The following is a 24,270-nucleotide window of genomic DNA, read 5'->3' as shown; positions in this document are numbered from 1 at the left end:
GTTGAAAAGGAACCAAAAAACTTGCCCCATCATCCGGCCCGACTGCGTCGGGTTCCCTCACTCCATCGTTGCTCTGGGGGCCGGCGCGATGGGCCATCCATGGCCTGGCGCGCCTCTCGCGGCATCCATGCCGCTCGTCCCCCGGCGCAACGACTGCGTTCGGCCTCCTGGAGGGGCATTGGCGGCTGCTCCAACTTTCTTCGCTCAAATCCACACATTGATGTGCGCACCAAACCAACGTGCACGTAGCGGCGGCTTTCGTAGGATGGGGCCGGGCGACGCTCCGCAAGCGGAGCGAAACTCGTCTCCCCGGAGCCATCTCCCGGTCCTATCCGGCCAATATGCGAAGAAGCGTCTGTCGACCAGATTCCTATTGTCCTACAGCTCCCATAGACTCGCGGCTCAGATACCCAAGGAAGGATTTCCATGAATCGCATGCTGTGGACGCTGTTGGGCCTGTCGGGGCTGACCATGGGTGCCTGGGCGCAGGACACCGCGACGCCGGACCCGCTGCTCGACGCCCCCGCCGCGTCGGCCGCGACCTCCGGCAGCGGTGCCCGTGGCGTGCTGCGGGCGCAGGATCAGGCCGTGCTCGCCAGCGAGCTGGCCGGGCGCATCACCGAGATGCCCTATGCCGAAGGCCAGGCGTTCAAGAAGGGCGAGGTGCTGGTGCGCTTCGACTGCAGCGCCTACCAGGCCCAGCTCAACGCCGCCAATGCCGCCACCCGCGCCGCCCGTGAAGAGCTGAAGAACAAGCAGCAACTGGCCGCGCTCAACTCCGTCGGCCGCTTCGAAGTGGCCCTGGCCGAGGCGCGCCAGGCGCAATCCCAGGCGGAAGCCCAGGTCTACCAGGTGCAGGTGCAGCGCTGCCAGGTCAAGGCGCCCTTCGATGGCCAGGTGGTCAGCCGCCGCGTGCAGCCCCATGAAAGCGTGCCCAGCGGCGCGCCGCTGCTGGAGGTGGTGGACAACCGCACCCTGGAAATCCACCTGCTGGTGCCGTCGCGCTGGCTTGGCGGACTCAAACCCGGTGAACCCTTCGAATTCGTGCCCGACGAGACCGGCAAGCCGCTCAAGGCCACGGTCAAGCGCCTCGGTGCGCGCATCGACGAAGGCAGCCAGACCCTGCTGCTGATCGGCGCCCTGCCCGAGGACGCGCCCGGCCTGCTGGCCGGCATGAGCGGCAGCGCACGCTTCCCGGAGAGCCGATGAACGCGCCGCTGCCCGGTTTCGCCGAGCGGGTCTTCGCGGTCTTCCTCGGCCTGCAGGCCCAGGCCCGCAAGGCCGGGACGTCTTCGCAACTGGCCTTCGCCATGGTCAACGACGGCCAGGGCGTATTCGGCTATCGCCATGCCGCGCTGCTGATCACCGGCAAGGTCCGCGCGCTCACTGGCATCAGCGTGGTGGAGCCCAACGCCCCCTTCGTCGCCTTCGTCGAGCGTGCGGCGGCCCAGCGCCTGGCTGCGGGCCAGCTGGGCGAGCCCGGCGTCGTCGAGCCGGGCAGCCTGGACGAGGGCAGTCGCGAGGACTGGCAGGCGCTGTCCGCCGCCCAGGCGTTCTGGCTGCCGCTGAAAGATCGCCAGGGCGAGGTCTTCGGCGGCCTGTGGATCGCCCGCGACACCCCCTGGAGCGAGGCCGAACAGGCCCTGCTGGTGCAGCTCGGCGACACCTACGGGCACGCCTGGCTGGCCCTGCAGCCGCGCAAGCCCTGGCGCCTGCGCTGGCCGAAGAAGAAGCTCCTGGCCCTGGCTGGCGCGCTGGCCCTGGTGCTGCTGGTGCCGGTGCGCCAGTCGGTGCTGGCGCCGGCCGAAGTGGTGCCCCAGGGCGGTCGCGTGGTGGCTGCGCCGCTGGATGGGGTGATCGCCGAATTCCTCGTCAAGCCCAACCAGAGCGTTGCCGCCGGCGACCTGCTGGTGCGCTTCGACGCCACCACCCTCAAGGCCCAGGCCGATGTCGCCGAACGCGCCCTGGGGGTGGCCGAGGCGGAGCTGAAGGCCAACAGCCAGCGCGCCTTCGCCGACGCCGAATCCAGCGCCCGCATCGACCTGCTGGCCGCCCGCGTCGAGCAGAAGCGCGCCGAGCGCGACTACGCCCGGCAATTGCTGGCGCGCAGTGAAGTCCGCGCCGAGCGCGCGGGCATCGCCGTGTTCGCCGATGCCGAGCGTCTCACCGGCAAGCCAGTGCAGACCGGCGAGCGGCTGATGCAGATCGCCGACCCGGCCCAGGCCGAGCTGCGCATCGAGCTGCCCGTGGGCGACGCCATCGCCCTGCAACCCGGTGCCGAGGTGGCGCTGTTCCTCGACAGCGACCCGCTCAACCGTCACGACGCGCGCCTGGAACGCACCGCCTACGAGGCCCAGGCCACCGCCGCCGGGCAACTGGCCTATCGCCTCGACGCCGCCTTCGCCGATGCCCCGCCACGCATCGGCCTGCGCGGTACCGCCAAGCTGTTCGGTGACCGCGCGCCGCTGGCCTACTACCTGTTGCGCCGCCCTCTGGCCGCGCTGCGCCAGGGCCTGGGGTTCTGATGCTGCCCGCCCTGCGCCCCGACCTGCAGCTCTCGCCCGCCGCGCCGGACCGCGACGGTGCGCCGCAATGGACCTTGGCCGATCCCTTGCGTGGCCGCTATTTCAAGCTCGGTGCCGCCGCCGTTCGCCTGCTGCGCCACTGGTCGCGGGGTGAGCCCCAGCAGGTGCTGGAGGCCGCCAACGCCGAGCCGGGCGCGCCCCTGGGCGCCGGCGAGCTGGAGCAGATGCTGCGCTTTCTGCGCGGGCACGACCTGATCGCCGCCCTCGACCCGGAGCAGCGGGCCAGCTATGCCCTCAAGGTCGCCAGCACGCGCCATAGCCTGTGGCAGCAGGTGCTGCACCAGTACCTGTTCTTCCGCATCCCGCTGTGGCGGCCGGACCGTTTCCTCAACCGTGCCTGGCCGGTGCTGGAACGCAATGGCCCCTGGCTGCTGCGACGCGGCCTGCCGGTAATCCTGCTGCTCGGGCTGTTCCTGGTGGCCCGGGACTGGGAGCGCTTCCTCGCCACCTTCCCGCACCTGTTCAGCTTCGGTGGTGCGCTGGCCTTCGGCATCGCGCTGACCTTCGCCAAGCTCTGCCACGAGTTCGGCCATGCCTTCATGGCCAAGCGCGCGGGGTGCCGGGTACAGAGCATGGGCCTGGCCTTCATGGTGATGCTGCCGATGTTCTACACCGACGTCAGCGACGCCTGGCGGGTGCAGGACCGGCGCTCGCGATTACTTATCGGCGCCGGCGGCGTGCTCGCTGAGCTGGTGCTGGCGGTGCTGGCGCTGCTGGCCTGGTCGCTGCTGCCGGACGGCCCGGCACGTACCGCCGCCTTCATGCTCGCCAGCGCCACCTGGATCACAACCCTGGCGATCAACCTCAACCCCTTCATGCGCTTCGACGGCTACTTCCTGCTGAGCGACCTGTGGGGCGTCGACAACCTGCAGAACCGCGCCTTCGCCCTGGGCCGCTGGCGCCTGCGCGAGGCGCTGTTCGGCTACGGCGAACCGGCCCCGGAGCCCTGGTCGCCAGCCATGCAGCGGCGCCTGCTGCTGTGGAGCTACGGCTCGTGGATCTGGCGCGCGGCGCTGTTCTTCGGCATCGCGCTGACGGTCTACCACCTGTTCTTCAAGGTGCTGGGCATCTTCCTGATGCTGGTGGAGCTGGTGTGGTTCATCGGCCTGCCGATCTGGAAGGAGTTGGGCGAGTGGTGGCAGCGCCGCGACCAGGCCGACCCGCGCAAGGTGCTGCTCACAGGCTCGGCCCTGGGGCTGGTGCTGCTGGTGCTGCTGGTGCCCTGGCGCAACGCCGTGGATGTGCCGGCCATGCTGGAGGCCGCGCGCACCGGCACCCTGCACGCGCCCATCGGTGCGCGGGTCAAGGCGGTACGGGTGAAGGATGGCGACACGGTGGAGCAGGGCGCCCTGCTGGTGGAGCTGGAATCCCCGGACCTGGACGCGCGCCAGGGCATCGTCCGCCGCGAGATCGACATCCTCCAGTTGCAGCTGCGGCGCCAGGCCGGGCGCAGCGAGACCGCCGCCGAGACCGGGGTGATCGAGCAGCAACTGGCCGAGGCCGTGGCCGAGTATCGCGGCCTGGCCGCCCAGCGCGAGCGCCTGCAACTGCGCGCGCCCCTGGCCGGCGTGGTGCGCGACCTGCCACCGGACCTGGTGGCGGGCCGCTGGCTGCACAGCGGCGAGACCCTGGCGCGGGTGATCGCCCCCGGGCTGCGCCTGCGTGGCTACCTGGCCGAGGAAAACCTCTGGCGCGTGGCGCCGGGGGCCGAGGGCCGCTTCATCGCCGACGACCCGGCGCGGCCTGCTTTCACGGTGCGCCTGGACGAAGTGGACACCACCGGCGTCGCCTACCTCGAACTGGAGGCGCTGACCTCCGACCACCACGGCCAGGTGGCCGTGCGACGCAACGCCCAGCAACGCGCCGAGCCGGTGCAGGCCCAGTACGGCGTGCGCCTCAGCCTGCTGCAGGACCTGCCGCCCCCCGCCCAGCCACTGCGCGGCGTGGTGGTGCTGGAGGGCCGCCGGCAGTCGCTGCTCGGCTTCGCCTGGCGCCGCATGGCGGCGTTGGGTGTCAGGGAAAGCGGTTTCTAGCCCATCTGCCAAGGAAGGTTCCATGGATGTAACCCTGCCGATCTGTTCCCGCCTGCCCTGGCGCTTCGACCTGGAGCCGCTGCTGGCGGCCCTGGAGCGGATCGACTCGACGGCCTGGGTGGCACATTTCAACACCGCCTACTACCAGGGCGACTGGAGCGGGATCGACCTGGTGGCGGCTGTGGACGCGCCGATTCCCCTGGCGCCGGGCTTCGGCCCGGTGGCCCGTACCGCCCACTGCCAGGCCGAGCCGGCCTGGCAGGCGGCCATCGAGTGGTTCGGCGAGGGCCTGCGCAGTGCCCGCCTGCTGCGCCTGGGCGCCGGCGCCAGCATCCGCGAGCATTGCGACCCCGACCTGGGCAGCCCGGAAGGGCCGCTGCGCCTGCACGTGCCGCTGCTCAGCCCGCCCGGTGTGGAGTTCCTGGTGGACGGCCGGCAGGTGCCGATGGCGCCGGGGGAATGCTGGTTCATCGACCTGTCCCGCCCGCATCGGGTGGACAACCCGGGGCCGGGACCACGCATTCACCTGGTGCTGGACTGCCTGGCCCACCCGCGCCTGCGCCAGGCCATCGCCGAGGGGCTGGCGACGACGCCGGCGCTGCAACCGAGCCGGGGCGTACGGGCCTTCGCCGCGTTCAACGAGCAGGTGCAACAGCGCCCGGAACTGGCCCGTGCGCTGCAACGGATCACCGACCCCACCGACTTCTGCCGTGAGGCGGTAGCCGCCGGCCAGGCCCTCGGGCTGGTGTTCGGCGAGGCGGATGTGCGCATGGTCATGCGCCAGGGACGACAGGCCTGGAGCCGGCAATGGAGTGTGCGATGACCCCGTTGGATTTCACCGAGTGGCTGCCGATCCGTGCCTTCGAGGAGGCCGGCACCTGGCAATTGGATTGGGCCTGGTTAGGCACCGCGCCCCTGGCCCGGCCCTTCTTCAGCGACGACGTGGACGAGGCGCTGCGGCTGCCGTTCAACCTGGCCCTGCGCCGCCAGACCGGCCTGGACGCGTTGTTCGACTGGGGTGGCCGCAGCCCCGGGCTGGAACCTTCGCTGCTGGTGTTCCACACCTCCCGCTGCGGCTCCACCCTGCTGGCGCAGTTGCTGCGAGCGCTGCCCGGGCATGTGGTGCTGTCCGAGCCGCCGCCGCTGGATGCCCTGCTGCGCGCGCATTACCGCGACCCCACGGCCTCCGCCTGGCAGGCGGAGGCGGTGCGCGCGTTGTGCTCGGCCTATGGCCAGCGGCGCTGCGGCAACGAGACCCGGCTGGTGGTCAAGCTGGATGCCTGGAACCTCTTCGAGGCGCAGCTGCTGCGCCGGCTCTACCCCGAGGTGCCGTGCCTGTTCCTCTACCGCGACCCGCTGGAGGTGGTGGTGTCCCAGCGGCGCCAGCCCGGGCTGCACGCGGTCCCTGGGTTGTTGGGCCCGTCCGGGCTGGATGGCCTGCCGGGGCGGGAGGCGCTGGCGCCCGGCGATTACCTCGCCTGGATGGTCGGCCACCTGCTGCAGGCCGGGTTCGGCCTGTGCGCGGCCGGCGAAGCGGTGGCCCTGAACTACCGCGAGCTGCCCGACGCCCTCTGGGGCCGCCTGGGGCCGCTGCTGGGCATCGACCCGGCCGCCGTGCCGCACCTGCAGGCCGTGGCCGGGCGGGATGCCAAGCGTCCCGGGCAAGCCTTCAGTGCCGATGGCGAGGCCAAGCGCAACGAGGCGGACGAGGCCACGCGGGCGGCTGTGGAGCGCTGGGCGAGGGCGCCCTATCAGGCGCTGGAGGCCCTTTCACCGCGCCACTTGTGAATGCGCTTTCACATTCATTGCCCAAACCGCCGAACGGTGATTTTTTGATGGTGGCGAACTGAAATCCTCGTCTATGCTGCGAGCAGGGAAACTGTAACCACAGTTGTAGGCTCTTTCCCCGGGCCAGCAAGGATGCACGTCGTATGTCTTTCCATACCTTGAACCTCCGCTTGGCAACGTCGGCCGATCGCGCCTTCCTGCGGGCGCTGTACGGCACCACCCGTGCCTACGAGATGCAGCACACCCCCTGGGACCAGGCGGACTGCGAGCGCTTCCTCGATCAGCAGTTCGAGGCCCAGTGCGGCTACTACCAGGCGCACTACCCCGATGCCGAGCAAAACGTCATCGAGGACGCCGGCCAGTCCATCGGCCGCGCCTACCTGCTGTGGACCGACACCCACCTGCAAATCATCGACCTGGCGCTGCTGCCCGAGGCCTGTGGCCGTGGCATCGGCGGCGAGTTGCTGGGCCGCTTCCTCGAACGGGCCGACCGGGAGGGCCTCAGCGCGGGGCTGCACGTGGAGTCCTACAACCCGGCCCAGCACCTCTACAGCCGCCATGGCTTCGAAGTGGTTGGGGAGAACGGTGTGTACCTGAAGTTGCGCCGCGCCCCTCGCAGCCCGCAGGCCATGGCCGCGCCTGCGCAGCGTCCGGCCGGCCTGTCCTGAGGAATTACCCATGCATCCGATGCCTTCCTTCGCGCTGCTCGCCGAGACCGTCGGCCAGCCTTTCCACCTCTGGCTGTCGCCGGAGCAGGTGCTGCCCGTCGAATTGCTCGCCGTCGAGGAGGGCACCGGCATGACCCCTCGGCACCACTGCTACCACGCCCATTTCGCCCTGCCTGGCCAATGCAGCCTGCCCCAGGACGTCTACCGCCTGGGCCTGCCGGGGGAGGAAGGCTGGGCGCTGCTGCTGACCCCCGGAATGCCTACCGAGGACGGGCGCCCCGTACTTCAGGCCGTGTTCCACACCGACCGGCCGGCATAACCCATAACAATAAGCACGTAAACGCGGCCGAGCCTTTCGGGCGCGCCAAACCAGAGCCAGAGGAGAGTCAACACGTGGAACCTTTCATCGGTGAGATCAAGATGTTCGGTGGCAACTTTGCACCCCGAGGCTATGCGTTCTGCGCGGGGCAGATCATGGCGATTTCGCAGAACACCGCACTGTTTTCCCTGCTGGGTACCGTCTACGGCGGTAACGGCCAGAGCACCTACGGCCTGCCGGACCTGCGCGGTCGCTCGCCCGTCGGCCAGTTCCAGGGGCCGGGCCTCTCGATGATCGACCTAGGTGAGGTTGGCGGTACCGAGAGCGTCACCCTGATCCAGAGCCAGATGCCGATACACACTCACCTCGCCACCGGCACCAGCACGCTGTCCGCCGCTGGCACGCCGACCAGCCCAGCACTGGCGCCGAGTGCGACCAACTCCGTCCTGGGTGGGTCCGTCGGCGGCTCGGCCTCTGCGGCGGCCATCTGGTCGACCGTGATGGCGAACCCGATCCCGCTGACCAATCCCAGTACCGTCAACGTGACGGTGCAGACTGCGGGGGGCAGCCAGCCGGTGGGCCTGCGCAATCCCTACCTCGGGGTGAATTTCATCATTGCGATGGAAGGTATCTATCCCTCCCGTAACTGATGAACCTGTGCCGCCGGTGCCTCGCAGCACCGGCGGTTCCGTGATCGAACAATGATTCATCGACAGGCAGACCTACACGCAGACCATGGCCAATCCATCACCCGCCTTCCACTTCATCTCGGGGCTGCCACGCTCGGGGTCCACGCTGCTGGCGGCGCTGCTGCGGCAGAACCCGCGTTTCCACGCAGGCATGACCAGCCCGGTGGGCAGCTTCTTCTCGGCCCTGCTCAAGCAGTTCGGCGCCGAGAGCGAGTTCGGCCCGGTGGTGACCCAGGAGCAGCGCAAGCGCCTGCTCGCCGGCCTGTTCAGCAACTACTACGCGGACCAGGCCGGGCGGGATGTGATCTTCGACACCAACCGCCAGTGGTGCGCCCGCCTGCCGGCCCTGCTGGACCTGTTCCCCCAGGCCAGGGTGATCGCCTGCGTGCGCAATGTCGCCTGGGTGATGGACAGCATCGAGCGGCTCTACCGCGCCAACCCGTACGAGATCACCAAGCTGTTCAACGACGACAACGAGCGCAACACCGTCTACAGCCGGGTCGAGACCCTGGCCCAGCGCAACCGCCTGGTGGGCCTGCCCTGGTCGGCGCTCAAGGATGCCTATTACGGCGAGCACGCCCGCTCCCTGCTGCTGGTGGACTACGACCTGCTGGTGGCCACGCCCGAGCGGGTGCTGCGGCTGGTCTACGAGTTCCTTGGCGAGCCCTGGTTCGAGCACGACTTCGAGCATGTCGAGTACGACGCCCCGGAGTTCGACCAGGCCCTGGGCCTGCGCGGCCTGCACAAGGTGCGGCCCAAGGTCGAAGTGGCGGCGCGGCGCACCCTGCTGCCGCCGGATCTGTTCGAGCAGTACGCGCAACTGGATTTCTGGAAGGACTCGCGTAACAGCGAGGCCCATGTGATCAGGACCGCCCGGGATGCCCGGGCCCTGGAAGAAGAACGCAACTGAGCACCCGCCGAGGCGGGCGCCGGAACGAGGAGGTAGAGGTCATGGGCTGGGGTCATTCGAGGAAGGCAGGTCGCAACGGCAAGGCCAAAGGTGCGGAGGCTGCGCCCCTGGCGTGCCCGCTGCCGCTGATCAGTGCGCTGGAGCCGCGCATGATGTTCGACGGCGCGGTGGCCGCGACGGTTGCCGATACCGCCGCCTCGGCGGCCACCTCCGCTCCCACGGCGGCCGACGCGGCCCATGACACCGGCGCCAGCGACAGCAGCCATGCCGGCACCGCCGACAACAGCCACGGCACCCAGGACCTGCAGGCCAGCCCGGTGACCGACGGGCAGAACGGCGTGCGCAAGGAAATCGTCTTCGTCGATACCCGTGCGCCGAACTACCAGGAGCTGCTCAAGGCCGTCTCGCCCAATGCCGAGGTGGTGCTGCTGTCCACCAACAAGGACGGTGTGCAGCAGATCGCCGACGCCCTGGCCGGGCGCACCGGCATCGATGCCATCCATATCATTTCCCACGGCGATTCCGGGGTGTTGCTGCTGGGCAACGGCCCGCTGTTCGAGGGCAACCTCGGGCAATACGCCACCCAGCTTTCCAGCATCGGCAAGGCGCTGACCACCGATGGCGACATCCTCCTCTACGGCTGCGAAGTGGGGGCAGGCAGCGAAGGCCAGGCCTTCGTCACCAAGCTGGCCGGCATGACCGGGGCGGATATCGCCGCTTCCGACGACAACACCGGCGGCAGCGTCAAGGGCGGTGACTGGGACCTGGAGATCGCCACCGGCCAGATCGCGGCCAGCAGCGCCCTGAACCTGTCGCGCCTGGGCGGTTACGACCACCTGCTGGTGACCACGGCGGTGAACAACATTGCCGACCTGAAGAGCGCCATTGCCACGGGCAATACCGACGGTGTCGACGACGTCATCACCCTCACCGGCAACATCACTTTCACCAACAGCAGCGACGGCATCACCATCAACGTCACCGACGGCCACACGCTGCAGATCGTCGGCGGCGGTTTCGCGCTGGACGGGGCCCACAAGACCCGGGTGCTGGATGTGTCCACTACTGGCGCCAACTCCAAGGTCGCGCTGGACAACATCACCATCCGCAACGGCCTGCTCGTCGGTAACGGGGCCAATGAAGGTGCCTCCGCTGCGGACAGCCTGGGCGCGGCTATCCGCAACGCAGGCGTACTCACCATCACCAACAGCACCATCACCGCCAACAAGGCATCCGGCGGCGGCGGTGGCGGTGGCGACTTCGGTGGCAACTACGCCGGCGGCGGCGGCGGCGGTGGTGGTTTTGGCACCTCCCTCGGCGGCACCGGGGGAACCAGCGCCGGTGCCGCCATAACGCCCACCTTACCTTCCACTGTCACCGGCGGTAATGGCGCCGGTCCCAACTCCGACTTCGGGGGGCGTGGCGGCAGCGCTGCGGCAGGTTCGGGTGGCAGTTACTTCGGTAACGGTTCGAGCACTGCCGGCTACACCGCCGGGGGATCGGGCGGGGTGGCCAACAACGGCAGCATCAGCATCGGCGGCGGCGGCGGCGGTGGTGGCTCATCGGCGGCTGGTGGCAAGGGTGCTGCCGCCGTGGGTGGCATCTACAACAGCAGTACCGGCTTCCTGACCATCGTCAACAGCAGCGTGACCAACAACCTGGGGGCTGGTGGCGGTGGCGGCGGCGGTGTCTCCGCCGACCAGGTCGGTTACGGTCGATCGGGCGATGGCGGTGCGGGCGGGGCCGGGGTCGGCGCCATCTGGAACGCCGGCGGCACGGTGCGGATGGACGCCACCAGCGCCGGCACCCTCTCCACTGGCAACGTCGGTGCGGGCGGCCTGGGCGGCAAGGCGGCCGGCGGCGCCAACGTGGATGGCGCCAACGGCGCGGCCAACTCGACCATCTACACCACGTCGGGCGGCGCCACCGATACCAATTACAACCCCAACGCTGCGCCGACCCTCGGCAACCTCAACAACGACAGCGTCGCCTGGGCTGGTGCGGGCAATACCGTGCGGCTCGATCTGGGCAGCAACGCCAGCCTGGCCGACGCCGAGCTGGGCGCGCTGAACAGCGGCAACGGCAACTGGTCCGGTGCCAGCCTGGTGATCCAGCGCAATGGCACGGCGGTGAGCAGCGACGTGCTGGGTTTCGATACCACCGGCGGGCTGTTCACCATCAGCGGCAGCAACCTGCAATCGGGTGGGCAGACCTTCGCCACCTTCACCAATACCGGCGGCGTGCTGACCATCACCTTCACCAGCAGCGGGACGACAGCAACCACGGCCCTGGTGAACGATGTGGCGCAGCGCATCACCTACCGCAACGACACGCCGGCTGGCGATGCCAACGTCAAGGTCACCCTCAACGACGGTGCCGGCGCCAGCGCCACCGCCAACGTCACGGTGGCCACGGACTTCATCTACGTCACCAACAGCAGCGACACCGCCACCATCGATGCCAGCAACGGCACGAGCTTCAGCGAGGCCGTCGCCATCGCCGCGGCCGACAGCACCGGCAGCCAGACCATCGTCTTCGCCAGCAACCTGGCTGGCCAGACGCTCAACCTCAATGCCGGGTCGATCAACGAGAGCCTGACCTTCGACATGGACCAGGCCAGCGGCCTGATCCTCACCGGCGGCACCCTCACCCTGGGGGGCGGCACCACCCAGACCTTCACCCATGGCGCCGGCGATACCGCCACTATCAGCAGCGTTATCGCCGGCAGCGGCGCCCTGACCAAGGCCGGGGCGGGCAACCTGACCCTCTCCGGCTCCGGCAACACCTTCAGCGGCGCCACCACCATCAGCGCGGGCACCCTGACGGTCAGTGGCGGCGATGCGCTCGCTTCCAACACCAGCGTGTCGGTCGCAGCCGGTGCCACCCTGGCCCTGGCCGGCAACGAGGCGCTGGGCAACCTCTCCGGTGCCGGCTCGGTGACCCTGGGCAGCTTCAACCTCACCAGCAACCAGACGGCGGACACCACCTTCTCCGGCGGCATCAGCGGCACCGGTGGGGTGACCTTCAACCAGGTCGGTGCCGCCACCTACTCGACCACGCTTTCCGGCACCAACACCTACACCGGCAACACCGTGCTCGCCAACTACGGCTGGCTGAAGCTCAACGGCGACGCCTCCATGGCTGACACCAACGCCGTGCGGGTCAATGGCAACAGCGTGCTGACGCTGCTCTCGGACCAGACCGTCGGCAGCCTGGCGAGCAACAACGCCAACGCCAGCATCCAACTGGGCAGCTACACCCTGACCGCCGGGGGCGACAACACCAGCACCGCGGTGCTCGGGGTGATTTCCGGCACCGGCTCGCTGGTCAAGCAGGGCAGCGGCACCCTGACCCTGTCCGGCAGCAATACCTACGGTGGCACCACCACCGTCTCCGCCGGCACCCTGTCGATCGCCGGCGACGGCAACCTGGGCAGCGGGGCCGTCACCCTGGCGGGAGGCACCGTGCTCGATGTCACGGGCGCTACCACCATCGACAACGCCATCGTCCTTGCCGGCAATAGCAGCATCGGCAACAGCAGCGCCGTCGCCCTCAGCGGCGTGATCAGCGGTGCCTTCGACCTGACGAAAACCGGCAGCGGCACCCTGAGCCTGTCCGGTAGCAACAGCTACGGCGCCACCTATGTGAGTGCCGGCACCCTGTCGATCACAAACGACGGCAACCTGGGTTCGGGCGCGGTGAACCTGGCCGCCGGCACCACCCTGGCGCTCACCGGCGCCAACACCATCGACAACGCCATCGTGCTCGGCGGCGATGCCTCGGTGAGCAGCTCGGCGGCCGCGACCCTGTCGGGCGTGATCAGCGGCGCCTTCACCCTGACCAAGACCGGCGCCAGCACCCTGACCCTGTCCGGCAGCAACACCTACGGCGCCACCACCGTCAGTGCCGGCACCCTCAGCGTGGCCAGCGACGGCAACCTCGGCAGCGGCACGCTGACCCTGGGCGCCGGCACCACCCTGGCGGTGACCAGCGCCACCACCATCGACAACGCCATCGCCCTGAGCGGCAGCGCCGCGGTGAACACCGGGGCCAATACCACCCTGTCCGGGGTGATTAGTGGCAGTAACAACCTGACCAAGACCGGCGCCGGCACCCTGACCCTGACCGGCAACAACACCTACAGCGGCAGCACCAGCGTCAACACCGGGACCCTGAGCATCGCCAGTGACAGCAACCTGGGCAGCGGCACCCTCAACCTGGCCAACGGCACCATCCTGCAGATCACCGGCAACACCACCCTCGACAACGCCCTGGCCCTCACCGGCCTGGTGACCGTCAACGCCGGCGCTGCGGCCACCCTGTCCGGGACCATCAGCGGCACCGGCAGCCTGATCAAGGCCGGCGCCAGCAACCTGACCCTGTCCGGCAGCAACACCAACAGCGGCGCCACCACCGTCTCCGCCGGCACCCTGGTGGTCGATGGCAGCACCGCCAGCGCCACCACCGTGGCCAGCGGCGCGACCCTGGCCGGTAGCGGCACCCTGGGTGGCGACGTCACCGTACAGAGCGGCGGCACCCTGTCCCCGGGGGGCGCGGGCGTCGCCACCCTGACCGTCAACGGCAACCTGACCCTGGCCTCGGGCAGCACCCTGGCCCTGGATATCAACGGCGCCACCGCCGGCACCGGCTACGACCGGGTGGTGGTCAACGGCACTGTCGATGTCTCCGGCGCCGCCCTGGCGGTCACCCATGGCTACGCGGCCGGCAGTGGTGACAGCTACACGGTGATCGTCAACGATGCCGCCGACGCCGTCACCGGCACCTTCAGCGGCGTCAGCGAGGGCGGCAAGTTCAACGCCGCCGGCAACGGCACCGAGCTGACCACCAGCTACATAGGGGGCAGCGGCAATGACCTGACCCTGACCGCGCCCATCGCCCCGACCGTCACCAGCGTCTCCTCCAGCACGCCCAATGGCACCTACAAGATCGGCGATGTCATCACCGTCACCGTGCGCTTCGATTCGGCGGTGAACGTGACCGGCACCCCGACCCTGATCCTGGAGACCGGCGCCACCGACCGGGTGCTCGACTACCTGTCCGGCTCGGGCACCGATACCCTGAGCTTCACCTACACCGTGCAGGCCGGGGACAGCTCCGCTGATCTCGACTACGCCTCCACCTCGGCGCTGAGCCTCAATGGCGGCACCATCAAGGACGGTGCCAACCAGAACGCCATCCTCACCCTGGCGGCCCCCGGTGCGGCAGGCTCCCTGGGCGCCAACAAGGCCCTGGTGGTGGACGGCGTGCGCCCGGTGGCCACCAGCATCACCCTCAGCGACACCAACCTGCGGATCGGCGAGACCGCCACCGTCACCATCACCTTCGCCGAGGCGGTGACGGGGCTGGATGCGGGCGACCTCACCGTGGCCGGCGGCACCATCGGGGCCCTGAGCAGCGCCGATGGGGGCATCACCTGGACCACCACCTTCACCCCGACCAGCAACCTCACCAGTGGCACCAACGTCATCACCCTGAACAACACTGGGGTGATGGACCTGGCGGGTAACATCGGCAGCGGCAGCACCGACTCGGGCAACTACGCCATCGACACCCAGCGCCCGACGGCCACCATCGTGGTCACCGACAGCGTGCTCAAGGCCGGGCAGACCACCACCGTCACCATCACCTTCAACGAGGCGGTGACCGGGCTGGGCATCGGCGACTTCCTGGTCGACAACGGCACCCTCAGCGGGCTCAGCTCCAACGACGGCGGCATCACCTGGACGGCGACCCTGACGCCCAGCGCCACCATCACCGACACCAGCAACCTGATCACCCTGGACAACACCGGGGTGCAGGACCTGGCGGGCAACGCCGGCAGCGGCAGCACCGATTCCAACAACTACGGCATCGATACCCAGCTGCCCACCGCCACCGTAGTGGTCGCCGATACCGCCCTGAAGGCCGGGCAGACCACCACCGTCACCATCACCTTCAGCGAGGCGGTGAGCGGGCTGACCACGGCGGACTTCAGCGTGGCCAACGGCGCGCTGAGCAACCTCAGTAGCAGCGACGGCGGCATTACCTGGACGGCGACCCTGACGCCGGGGACCAACGTCACCGACAGCACCAACGTCATCACCCTGAACAACGCCGGCTACACCGACCTGGCAGGCAACGCCGGCCTCGGCAGCACCGATTCCAACAACTACGCCATCGACAGCTTGGCGCCGGCGGTGACTTCGGTCACGGTCCCGGCCAACGGCACCTACGGCCCTGGCCAGAACCTCGACTTCACCGTCAACTTCGGCGAGGCCGTCACCGTCGATACCCTCGGTGGCATGCCGCGCCTGGTCATCACCCTGGACACCGGCGGCACCGCCTACGCCGAGTACCTGAGCGGCAGCGGCACCACCGCACTGGTGTTCCGCCTGGTGGTCACCAGTGGCCAGGCCGATGCCAACGGCATCAGCGTCGGCGGCGCCCTCCAGGCCAACGGCGGCACCCTGCGCGATACCGCCGGCAACGACGCAGTGACCACGCTCAACAGCGTCGGTGATACCAGCGCCGTGCTGGTGGATGCAGTGGCTCCCCGGGTTACCGATATCGCCCTGGACGGCACCTCGCCCACCACCAACAGTTCGGTGAGCTTCACCGTCACCTTCAGCGAAGACGTCACCGGGCTCGACCTGGCCGACTTCAACCTGCTCACCGGTGGCAGCGTCAGCGGCACCCTGCAGTCCCTGGTGCAACTGACCGGCAACACCTGGCGTGTCACCGTCAGCGGCATCACCGGCCAGGGTAGCCTGGGCCTGTCGCTGCCGGCCATCGCCAGCGGTGTCGCCGACGGTCAGGGCAACGCCATGGTGGATTCCTACTCCACCATCGGCTACCAGATCGGCTCCCTGGACAACGGCGACCCGGAATTCCGTGCCAACCCGCCGGTGACCACGCCCATCGAGGCTCCGGCGCCGCTGCAGCCCACCGTGCCCAGCGCGCCGCCGCCCTCGACCACCACCTCGCCGCTGATCCCGCCGCCGCTCTTCGAGCAACCGACCCTCGGCAGCGGTATTCCCACCGTGGGCAACATCTTCATCAACAACGGTGCCCTGGCACCCAGCTTCATCGCCCAGGTGTTCGCCAGCAGCGACAGCAGTAGCGACGGTGGCGGCGCAGGCTTCCTCGGTTTCGGTGGCGGGGATGGCGGCGTGTTCGGCGCCAGCACCTTCTCCGGCCTGTTCAGCAAGGACAAGCCCCAGGAGAGCAACGAGAAGATCTTCGACAAGCAACGTAGCAACGGGCAGGGCGGGCGCAGCTTCGGCGCGCCGACCCTGGGCCAGCAGCTGCATGAGATGAAGGAAGCCGAGCAGCGCCAGGTGCGTCAGCTGGCACAGGCCCTGGGGCAGGTCGCGGGGACGGCCGCCCAGGGTTGAAACGATTTGGGCATATCCAAACACCAGCCGTACCAGGGGGCGGCACAAGGATGACCAACAATTACAAAGCGTTTGCGGCCAGTTTGCTGGCCTTGGCAATCAGTGGCTGCGCCGTGACCAGCCAACCCATCGACAAGAGTGTGAGCGAGGAACGCGCACGCACCGACCTGCAGACCATGTTCCAGGGCCAGGAGCCGCTCTCCGGCCCGCTGACCCTGCACCAGGCCATGGCCCGTGCGGTGAAGTACAACCTCGAAGCGCGCCTGAAGGTGATGGAGCAGGCCATGGCCGAGCGCCAGCTCGACCTCGCCAGCTTCGACATGCTGCCGCGCATGGCGCTGTCCGCCGGCTACGCCGGGCGCAACAACGTCAGCGCCTCCAGCAGCCAGAGCATCGAGACCGGCACCCAGTCCCTGGAACCGTCCACCTCGCAAGACCGCGACCGCGGCGTGGCGGACCTGACCATGGTGTGGAACGTGCTCGACTTCGGCGTCGCCTATGTCAGCGCCAAGCAGCAGGCCGACCAGCGCCTGATCGTTGAAGAACGCCGCCGCAAGGTCATCCACACCATCACCCAGGACGTGCGCTCCGCCTATTGGCGCGCCGTGGCGGCCGAGCGCCTGCTCAAGCAGATCGACAGCCTCATGGGCCGCGTGGAGCAGGCCCGCGAGAACAGCCGTCACATGAGCAACCAGCGCATCGGCGATGCCGTGCAGGTGCTGGCTTACCAGCGCGCGCTGATCGAAGCCACGCGCCAGCTGGAAGACCAGCGCCGCGCCCTGACCCTGGCCAAGACCGAACTGGCCGCTCTGATCAACCTGCCGCTGAGCACCAGCTACCAGCTGGCCTCCACCGAGGGCTACAGCGTGCCCGAGCTGAAGGTCGACTTCACCAGCCTGGAGCAGCAGGCCCTGGCCAGCCGCCCCGAGCTGCGCGAGCAGGACTACCAGGCGCGCATCAGCGCCGCCGAAACCCGCAAGGCCATGCTGCGCCTGCTGCCCGGCCTGGAGTTCTCCGCCGGCGGCCACTACGACAGCAACAGCTTCCTGGTGAACCAGAGCTGGGCCGACTACGGCGTGAAGGTCACCTGGAACCTGTTCAACGTGCTCTCGGCACCGGCGGCCATCGATGTCGCCAAGGCCGGGCAGAAAGTCGCCGATGCCCGTCGCCAGGCGATGTCCATGGCGGTGCTGGCCCAGCTGTACGTGGCCAACGCCAACTTCCATGAGGCCCAGCGCCAGTTCCAGACCAGCCAGCAACTGGCCGACCTGGACGGGCAGATCGCCGAGCAACTGCGCAACCGCTACAGCACCCAGAGCATCGGCGAGCTGGAACTGATCCAGGGCGAGCTGAACACCCTGCAGGCGCAGCTCAAGCGCGACCTGTCCTATGCCGACCTGCGCAACGCCTACAGCCAGCTGTTCATCAGCGCCGGTGTCGACCCACTGCCGGACGCACTGCCGGACGCCAACCTCTCCACCATCGCCGGGGCCTTGGCCAACAGCGAATCGCGTTGGGAGAACGGGGATATCGGCACCGCGAAGTAACCCTCGCGGTTCGATGGGAAAAAGGGGCTTCGGCCCCTTTTTTCATGGGCAAAAAACCGGATCGGTTGCGCGTAGGCCGGGTGAAACCCGAAGGGTTCGGCAGCGTGCCCTCGCGGGTTGCACCCGCCCTGCGGGGCGGTATGCATGCTGGCGACCCTTGGCGTTTGGGGGAGGGGCGACGCTGGGCTTGTGCCCAGGCGCCAACCCGAGGGTTCAGTGAACGCTCTGCGCCTGCTCTTCGAACAGCCGCTGGGCGGTGCTCAGGCGCTCCAGCTCGCGGCGGACCATGGCGGCGTATTCCGGCGGCTTGAGCTGGTACAGCTCGGTGGCGACCCAGGCCAGCCAGCGCGGGCCAAGGGCCGCGCGCTGGTCCAGCAGGCGCAGCGCGTCGGCGAGGGCGCGCTCGGCGTTGTCCTGGTGGAAGCGTTCGCGGCCCACGGGGTCAGTTGGCCTGCAGGCCGACGTAGATGTTCTGCACGTCGTCGTGGTTGTCGAGGGCGTCGAGGAAGGCCTCGACCTCTTCCAGTTCGGCACCGGAAAGCGCGACCGGGTTCTTCGCCTTGTAGCCCAGGTTGGCCGACGCCACGGTGAAGCCGAATTCCGGCAGCGCCTTGCACACGGCGTCCAGGTCGGTGGGGTCGGTGTAGAAGGTGGCGCCTTCGTCACCGGTTTCGAAGTCCTGGGCGCCGGCTTCGATGGCGGCCAGTTCCGGGTCCGCATCGGCGCTGGCCGGTTCGGCCTCGATCATGCCCAGGTGGTCGAAGTCCCAGGACACCGAGCCGGAGGTGCCCAGCTGGCCCTTGCGGAACAGCACGCGGATCTCGGCGACGGTGCGGTTAAGGTTGTCGGTCAGGCACTCGACGATCACCGGCACGCGGTGCGGGGCGAAACCTTCGTAGAGGGTGCGCTCGTAGTTGACCACTTCACCGGTGAGGCCGGCGCCTTTCTTGATGGCGCGCTCCAGGGTGTCCTTGGGCATCGAGGCCTTCTTGGCCTGATGCACGGCAAGGCGCAGCTTGGGGTTCATGTCCGGGTCGGCGCCGTTACGGGCGGCGATCATGATTTCCTTCACCAGCTTGCCGAAGATCTTCCCTCGGGCGTTGGCGGCGGCTTCTTTAGGTTTGGCTTTCCACTGGGCGCCCATGGCGTTTCTCTCGCAGGTTGCACGGGGAGCGGGGCGCTGCCCGCTCATGACAGGTGGGCGATTCTACCGGGCAGTCGGGGGCGCCTGCCAGTTGCGGCGCCGGTTGGTGGGGGCGCACCCCGGCGCCGCAACCAAACCACGCGGAAAGTCACCGAGCGCAGGCACTTTCCATTCAAAAGGCTGAGCGCACGACGCCGCCATCTACCCGCAAGGCAGCGCCATTGGTGGCCGATGAGGCTTCGGAGCAGACGTAGACCACCAGGTTGGCCACTTCCTCCGGGCGGGCGAAGCGCTTGAGCAGCGAGGTGGGGCGGGCGCTGGTGAAGAACTCCTTCTCGAAGGATTCGAAGCTCTGGCCGCCGGAGAGCTTGCCGACGAACTCGCCCACGCCTTCGGAATGGGTTGGGCCCGGCAGCACGGCGTTGACCGTGACCCCGGTGCCGGCACAGGTTTCCGCCAGCCCGCGGGAGAGGCCCAGTTGCGCGGTCTTGGTGACGCCGTAGTGGATCATCTCCGTCGGGATCTGCACGCCGCTCTCGCTGCTGATGAACACCACGCGGCCCCAGTTGCGCGCCTTCATGCCGGCCAGGTAGGCGCGGGTCAGGCGCACGCCGGACATGACGTTGGTGTCGAAGAAGCGCTGCCAGTCCTCGTCGGGAATGTCGTCGAAGGGCTTGGGATCGAAGATGCCCAGGTTGTTCACCAGCACGTCCACTTCCGGGTGGTGCTGCACCAGCCGGGCGATCTCTTCGGGCCGGGTCAGGTCACCGGCGAAGCCTTCGACCTTGGCATCCGGCTGCTGGGCGCGCAGGCGGGCGAGGGCCTCGTCCACCGAACCCTGGCTGCGGCCGTTGAGGATCACCCGTGCACCCTCGCGGGCCAGGCCGGCGGCGATGGCGAAGCCGATGCCCTTGGTGGAGCCCGAGACCAGGGCACGTTTGTGGGTCAGGTTGAAGTTCATGTTTCCTCCGTGGGTTGAGGGAGCGGTACTTGGGTATAGACGCTTTCCTCGCTCCGCGCCGTAGCCCGGGCTTCAGCCCGGGAAAACCAGGATTTGCGCCGGGCACGGCTGCCGGTCAGATCCGCCCCGCCAGTTGGCGCGCATCCTCCAGCCAGCCGGCCAGGCGTGCCTCGCTGGCGCCGCGTATCGGCCCCAGCGGCAGCGTGCGCACCGGGGTGATGCCGCAGAATTTCAGGGTGGTGCGCTCCATCTGGTTCAGCCCCGGAGCGCGGTAGACCCAGCGGAAGTACCAGGGCGGCGTGTCGAGGGGGACCAGTTGGTGCGCCGAGCGGCCCTTGAGCAGCCGCGCCGGGAAGGGGTTGCCCTTGCGGTAGGCGAAGGCGAAGCCCGGCAGCAGGATGCGGTCGAGAAAGCCCTTGAACAGCGCCGGCACACCGCCCCACCAGATGGGGTAGACGAAGCACAGGTGCTCGGCCCAGGTGATCAGCTCCTGGGCATGGAGCAGGTCCGGCTCCAGCGGCTGGATGCGCCGGTAGCCCTCGTGGAGGATGGGGTCGAAGTCCAGCTGGTGCAGGCACAGCGTGCGCACCTCGTGACCTGCCGCCTGAGCCGCCTGTGCATAACCCTGCGCCAGTGCCGCGCAATAGCTCTCGCCCGAGGGATGCCCGAGTACCACCAGGACGCGTTTCGTTGCCATGTGCCACCTGCCCATTGAAGGAAAGGCGGCAGTCTGGCGTCTGCCCCTAGGGGCAGAGTCAAGCTTCGTGCAGCAGGGCGCTGCGCTGGGCGGGTTCGGTGGCACAAAGGGCCGGGTCGGCCTGGGGCTGGCCGGCGATGCAGGCGTGGATTTCTGCGCCGATACGCCCCAGCTGTGCGTCCAGGCGTTGCAGCCGGCGGATTTCCGCACGCAGGGCGGCGCGTTTGTCCTGCAGGCGCTGGTACAGCTCGGGCCAGTCGGGTTCTTCGCCACCGGCCAGCAGCGGATGCAGTTCGGCCAGGCGGAAACCCACCGACTGCGCCTGGCGGATCAGCAGCACCTGCTGCAGGTGGCGCTCGCCATAAACGCGGTAGACGCCCTGGCGCGGCACCGGGCCGAGCAGGCCCTGCTCTTCATACAGGCGGATGGCCTTGGCGCTGGCGCCGGTGCGGCTGGCGAGTTCGCCGATGTGCATGGTGGGCGTCCCTGTGGGTGAGAGAGGGATGACGGTAATGGCTGGCCGCGAGCCGAGCAATTGATTTGGGGTGAGGAGAGAAGCGGTGGGCTGAAGCCCACCCTACGGCCACCCCACGCCCAGCCGCCCAGCCTTTGCCTGCGACCTTGCGGCGCGTGGGGCGGGGCTCGGCAGTGGCGGGGGCGGTCGCTACAATGCCGCCTTTTTCGAGGAGTTAGGGCCTTGAACACCCCATCCTTTGGCGTCGGCGATGCCTCCTACCAGGCCGCTGGCGGGATCGACGGCCTGCGCCGCCTGGTCGATGACTTCTACCGCCTGATGGACGAGCTGCCGGAGGCCCGTGACCTGCGCGGCATGCACCCGGAGAGCCTGGAGCTGTCGCGGGAGAAGCTCGCCTGCTTCCTAAGCGGCTGGCTCGGCGGCCCGCGCCTGTTCAGCGAGAAATACGGTTCCATCGCCATTCCCGCCTTCCACGCCCAATGGCCGATCGACGAAGCCCGCAGCGCCGCCTGGCTGCTGTGCATGGAACGGGCGATTGCGCAGCAGGGCTACTCCAGCGAATTCGCCGACTACCTCCTGGCCCAGCTGCGCATCCCCGCCGAGCGGGTGGTGCAGGCCAGCCGCAACCGCCACGGCTGACGCTTGCCCGTCATCCTCCGCCATCCATACTTGCCCGGGCTGGCCCCGGCCAATTCCCTATCGAGGTTCCCATGAAACCCGTACGCATCGTCGCCCAGTGGGCTGAAGACGAAAGACAGACCCTGGTGATCGTCGCCCTGCAGGCCGACGACATGAGCATCGAGAAAACCGTGGAAGCCTTCGGCTACGTGAAAGACTACGACGACGAAGACCGCATGTACGTGCGCTACCCCTTCGTGCTGGAGGAATACTCCGAGACCGAGGCACTGATGGACTGGGGCGCCCTGGACGACACCCGCACCCTGATCGACCTCTACGGCCGCCGCATCGTCCCCGGCGAAGCGCTGATCCGCAACGAACGCGGCGAGCGCTACGACTACCAGGTGGTTTCGGTGGAGCCGTTCGTGCCGGTGTGATTCACAGGCAGACGGATGTGGTGGCGCAGCCGTAGATGAACAGCGCCGGCACGTAGGCGATGGCGAAGGACAACAGGCTCGGCAACAGGTGCAGCAGGGCCTTGAGTGGGCTGATTCGGCAGCGCAGCGTGCCGGCCACGAATACGGTGGTGAGTGTGGTGCAGGCGAATGCGAAGGGATGGTCCAGTCGCGGGTCCATGTCCTCCAGCAGCAGGCCGCTGACCACCAGTAGCGCGATAGCCACCAGGTAGGCGGTACCGACGCTGAACAGGGAAAGCCACAGGGCCTTGTATTGCGGGTTTCTACGGGCGATGCCTATCACGCCGGCCATGCCCAGCAGGATCAGGGCACAGGCGCAGGCGGCAAAGCTCAGTACATAGGGCGTCAGTGGGTAGCGCACTTCACATCCTTGTCGGGTCGGGGCGTCCGTCGCCCTGTTTGCGCAAAAAGCGGCGGGCAATCTTGGCAGGGCCGATCAACGCTCGCAATGCGCCTCAGGCATCCCGCAGCAGGTCGTGGGCGTTGAGCAGGGCGAAGAGGACGTCCGGGTTCCTCTCCAGGCCGCGGCGGATGGCGGCGGGGATGGACTGGCGGGTCTTGCGGCAGAGGCCGGCCTGCTCGGCGATGTCGATCTCGATGCCGCGCCCGCTGCGCACCTCGTTGAAGCCGGGTGCGATGGCCAGGCGGATGCCGAGTTGCTCGAACATCTTCTGCTGCATGCGCCCGAGGTCGTCGAGGCTGCTGATGTTCTCCAACCGCTCGAGCAGGCGCAGCTCTTCCTGGCGCGTCAGGCGCAGGATGCGCAGGTCGGCGCCGGGCGCGTCCAGCAGCTGGTCGCGCTCGCAGATGCAGGTGCCGGGCGGGCAGGGGTTGCGCAGGGGGAGGGTGGCCGTCATGCATCGATCATAGCGGCAGCCCGGCGCGCTTGCGTAGGGCCGACCAGTACCTGATGGCCCCGTGCTGCACATTTTCCCGCATCGGCTGTCCAAATCCCATGATCGGGCCCGCCGGGCCTTGCGCCCGTGCCTGTGGATCAAGCAGGCTGGGCCGCGCCAGGGGTGATATCGCATTGCGCTGGACGGATTGGAATCGCGCATCATGAGCGCTATCAGCTAAGGGAGGTTTCCATGGGGGGCATGCATCGCGTGTCGCGGCTTGCGGCGTTGACGCTGGGAATGGCACTGGCGGCTGGCGCCATGGCCAGCGAGGAATCGCAGCTGGTCGAATCGATCAACCTGTACCGCAGCTCCGTGCAGAGCTGCGCCGGCGAGGCGTCCCTGGAGCTGCCGCCGCTGGCGGCGGACCCGCGCCTGGTGCTCTCGGCCAGCAGCATCGGCGACCTGCAACAGGCGCTGGCGCAGTCGTCCTACCCCATGGTCAATGTGCAGGCCATCAGCCTGTCCGGCCCCCGTGATGCCAAGTCCGCCATGGGCGCGCTGCAGGAAAGCTTCTGCCATGTGCTGCTGGACCCGCAGTTCGTCGACGTCGGCGTGAGCCGCGAGGACCGCGACTGGCGCATCGTTCTCGCCCGGCCGCTGCTGGCCGCGGCCCTGGGCAAATGGGAGAAGGAAGGGCAGACGCTGCTGGAGCAGATCAACGCCGTGCGCGCCCAGCCCCGCCAATGCGGCGGGCAAGCCTTCGCCGCCACCACGCCGCTGGCCTGGAACGCCACCCTGGGCACCGCCGCCGAAGGCCATGCACGCTCCATGGCCAACCAGAACTACTTCGATCACAAGGGCCGTGACGGCCGCACCCCGGGTGACCGCGCCGAGCTGGCGGGCTATGTCGGCCAACTGATCGGCGAGAACATCGCCGCCGGCCAGGACAGTGCGCGCAAGGTGCTCGACGGCTGGCTCGCCAGCCCCGGCCATTGCGCCAACCTGATGAACCCGCACTACCGCGAGCTGGGCGCCGGCTATGCGGTGGACCCGAAAAGCGATGCCGGCATCTACTGGACGGCGATGTTCGGGACGCAGTGACGAGGTTGGTTCGGGGCTCCGCTTGA

The 24,270-nt window shown here is 68.7% G+C and carries 21 protein-coding genes; 14 read left to right on the top strand and 7 right to left on the bottom strand.

The window, feature by feature from the left end; translation table 11 throughout:
• Positions 1–426 precede the first annotated feature (426 nt).
• From PI990_RS23340 to PI990_RS23290, 11 genes are all read left to right on the top strand, one after another.
• A complete protein-coding gene (locus tag PI990_RS23340; protein WP_271658637.1) occupies positions 427–1,209 on the top strand; it encodes an efflux RND transporter periplasmic adaptor subunit in 783 nt (260 codons plus the stop codon).
• Entirely contained in the window at positions 1,206–2,525 is a 1,320-nt protein-coding gene (locus PI990_RS23335) for an efflux RND transporter periplasmic adaptor subunit (protein WP_271658636.1), read from the top strand. The genes PI990_RS23340 and PI990_RS23335 overlap by 4 nt, the downstream gene beginning before the upstream one ends.
• On the top strand, positions 2,522–4,618 hold the full coding sequence (locus PI990_RS23330) for an HlyD family efflux transporter periplasmic adaptor subunit (protein WP_271661344.1): 2,097 nt from the start codon (positions 2,522–2,524) through the stop codon (positions 4,616–4,618). Before PI990_RS23335 ends, PI990_RS23330 begins: the two co-directional genes overlap by 4 nt.
• Positions 4,619–4,640: 22 nt before the next feature.
• Complete coding sequence (locus tag PI990_RS23325) at positions 4,641–5,441, top strand: aspartyl/asparaginyl beta-hydroxylase domain-containing protein (RefSeq protein ID WP_271658635.1); 801 nt, start codon at positions 4,641–4,643, stop codon at positions 5,439–5,441.
• On the top strand, positions 5,438–6,406 hold the full coding sequence (locus PI990_RS23320; protein WP_271658634.1) for a sulfotransferase family protein: 969 nt from the start codon (positions 5,438–5,440) through the stop codon (positions 6,404–6,406). Before PI990_RS23325 ends, PI990_RS23320 begins: the two co-directional genes overlap by 4 nt.
• Positions 6,407–6,549: 143 nt before the next feature.
• Positions 6,550–7,074 (top strand): GNAT family N-acetyltransferase, encoded by a 525-nt coding sequence (locus tag PI990_RS23315; protein ID WP_271658633.1) that lies wholly within the window; start codon positions 6,550–6,552, stop codon positions 7,072–7,074.
• Positions 7,075–7,084: 10 nt separating this feature from the next.
• Entirely contained in the window at positions 7,085–7,393 is a 309-nt protein-coding gene (locus PI990_RS23310) for a DUF6916 family protein (protein WP_271658632.1), read from the top strand.
• Positions 7,394–7,494: 101 nt separating this feature from the next.
• Positions 7,495–8,043, top strand: a complete 549-nt coding sequence (locus PI990_RS23305) for a phage tail protein (protein ID WP_442969351.1) — start codon at positions 7,495–7,497, stop codon at positions 8,041–8,043.
• Between the two features lie 85 nt (positions 8,044–8,128).
• Positions 8,129–8,992, top strand: a complete 864-nt coding sequence (locus tag PI990_RS23300; RefSeq protein WP_271658630.1) for a sulfotransferase family protein — start codon at positions 8,129–8,131, stop codon at positions 8,990–8,992.
• A gap of 41 nt (positions 8,993–9,033) precedes the next feature.
• On the top strand, positions 9,034–16,386 hold the full coding sequence (locus PI990_RS23295; protein ID WP_271658629.1) for an Ig-like domain-containing protein: 7,353 nt from the start codon (positions 9,034–9,036) through the stop codon (positions 16,384–16,386).
• 50 nt (positions 16,387–16,436) lie between these two features.
• A complete protein-coding gene (locus PI990_RS23290; RefSeq protein ID WP_271658628.1) occupies positions 16,437–17,933 on the top strand; it encodes a TolC family protein in 1,497 nt (498 codons plus the stop codon).
• A 213-nt stretch (positions 17,934–18,146) separates the two neighbouring features.
• Here the strand turns inward: PI990_RS23290 and PI990_RS23285 are convergent, their stop codons facing one another.
• The 5 genes from PI990_RS23285 to PI990_RS23265 all read right to left on the bottom strand — a co-directional run bounded on the left by PI990_RS23285 (position 18,147) and on the right by PI990_RS23265 (position 21,210).
• Positions 18,147–18,371, bottom strand: coding sequence for a hypothetical protein (locus tag PI990_RS23285; protein WP_021222081.1), 225 nt, complete (start codon positions 18,369–18,371; stop codon positions 18,147–18,149).
• Positions 18,372–18,375: 4 nt separating this feature from the next.
• A complete protein-coding gene (locus PI990_RS23280) occupies positions 18,376–19,077 on the bottom strand; it encodes a YebC/PmpR family DNA-binding transcriptional regulator (RefSeq protein ID WP_021222080.1) in 702 nt (233 codons plus the stop codon).
• Positions 19,078–19,249: 172 nt separating this feature from the next.
• Entirely contained in the window at positions 19,250–20,038 is a 789-nt protein-coding gene (locus tag PI990_RS23275) for an SDR family NAD(P)-dependent oxidoreductase (RefSeq protein ID WP_271658627.1), read from the bottom strand.
• Positions 20,039–20,153: 115 nt separating this feature from the next.
• Positions 20,154–20,735, bottom strand: coding sequence for an NAD(P)H-dependent oxidoreductase (locus tag PI990_RS23270; protein WP_271658626.1), 582 nt, complete (start codon positions 20,733–20,735; stop codon positions 20,154–20,156).
• A 58-nt stretch (positions 20,736–20,793) separates the two neighbouring features.
• On the bottom strand, positions 20,794–21,210 hold the full coding sequence (locus PI990_RS23265) for a MerR family transcriptional regulator (RefSeq protein WP_271658625.1): 417 nt from the start codon (positions 21,208–21,210) through the stop codon (positions 20,794–20,796).
• 222 nt (positions 21,211–21,432) lie between these two features.
• Between PI990_RS23265 and PI990_RS23260 the strand changes: the two genes are divergently transcribed.
• Together PI990_RS23260 and PI990_RS23255 are read left to right on the top strand one after the other, a co-directional pair.
• The gene (locus PI990_RS23260) at positions 21,433–21,849 is read left to right on the top strand and encodes a group II truncated hemoglobin (protein WP_271658624.1); all 417 of its coding nucleotides are present in this window, start codon (positions 21,433–21,435) and stop codon (positions 21,847–21,849) included.
• Between the two features lie 71 nt (positions 21,850–21,920).
• Positions 21,921–22,265, top strand: a complete 345-nt coding sequence (locus tag PI990_RS23255) for a hypothetical protein (protein ID WP_271658623.1) — start codon at positions 21,921–21,923, stop codon at positions 22,263–22,265.
• A gap of 1 nt (position 22,266) precedes the next feature.
• Here PI990_RS23255 and PI990_RS23250 read toward each other — a convergent pair whose 3' ends face one another.
• Positions 22,267–22,665, bottom strand: coding sequence for a hypothetical protein (locus tag PI990_RS23250; RefSeq protein ID WP_271658622.1), 399 nt, complete (start codon positions 22,663–22,665; stop codon positions 22,267–22,269).
• A gap of 94 nt (positions 22,666–22,759) precedes the next feature.
• Positions 22,760–23,161 (bottom strand): hypothetical protein, encoded by a 402-nt coding sequence (locus PI990_RS23245; protein ID WP_271658621.1) that lies wholly within the window; start codon positions 23,159–23,161, stop codon positions 22,760–22,762.
• Positions 23,162–23,401: 240 nt separating this feature from the next.
• On the opposite strand from PI990_RS23245, the gene PI990_RS23240 reads away from it, so the two are divergent.
• The gene (locus PI990_RS23240; RefSeq protein WP_271661343.1) at positions 23,402–24,244 is read left to right on the top strand and encodes a CAP domain-containing protein; all 843 of its coding nucleotides are present in this window, start codon (positions 23,402–23,404) and stop codon (positions 24,242–24,244) included.
• The last annotated feature ends 26 nt before the right edge of the window (positions 24,245–24,270 follow it).

It is taken from the genome of Pseudomonas sp. TUM22785, assembly GCF_028198105.1.
Classification (GTDB): Bacteria; Pseudomonadota; Gammaproteobacteria; order Pseudomonadales; family Pseudomonadaceae; genus Metapseudomonas; species Metapseudomonas solani.
This window is presented reverse-complemented; position numbering and strand designations above follow the sequence as displayed.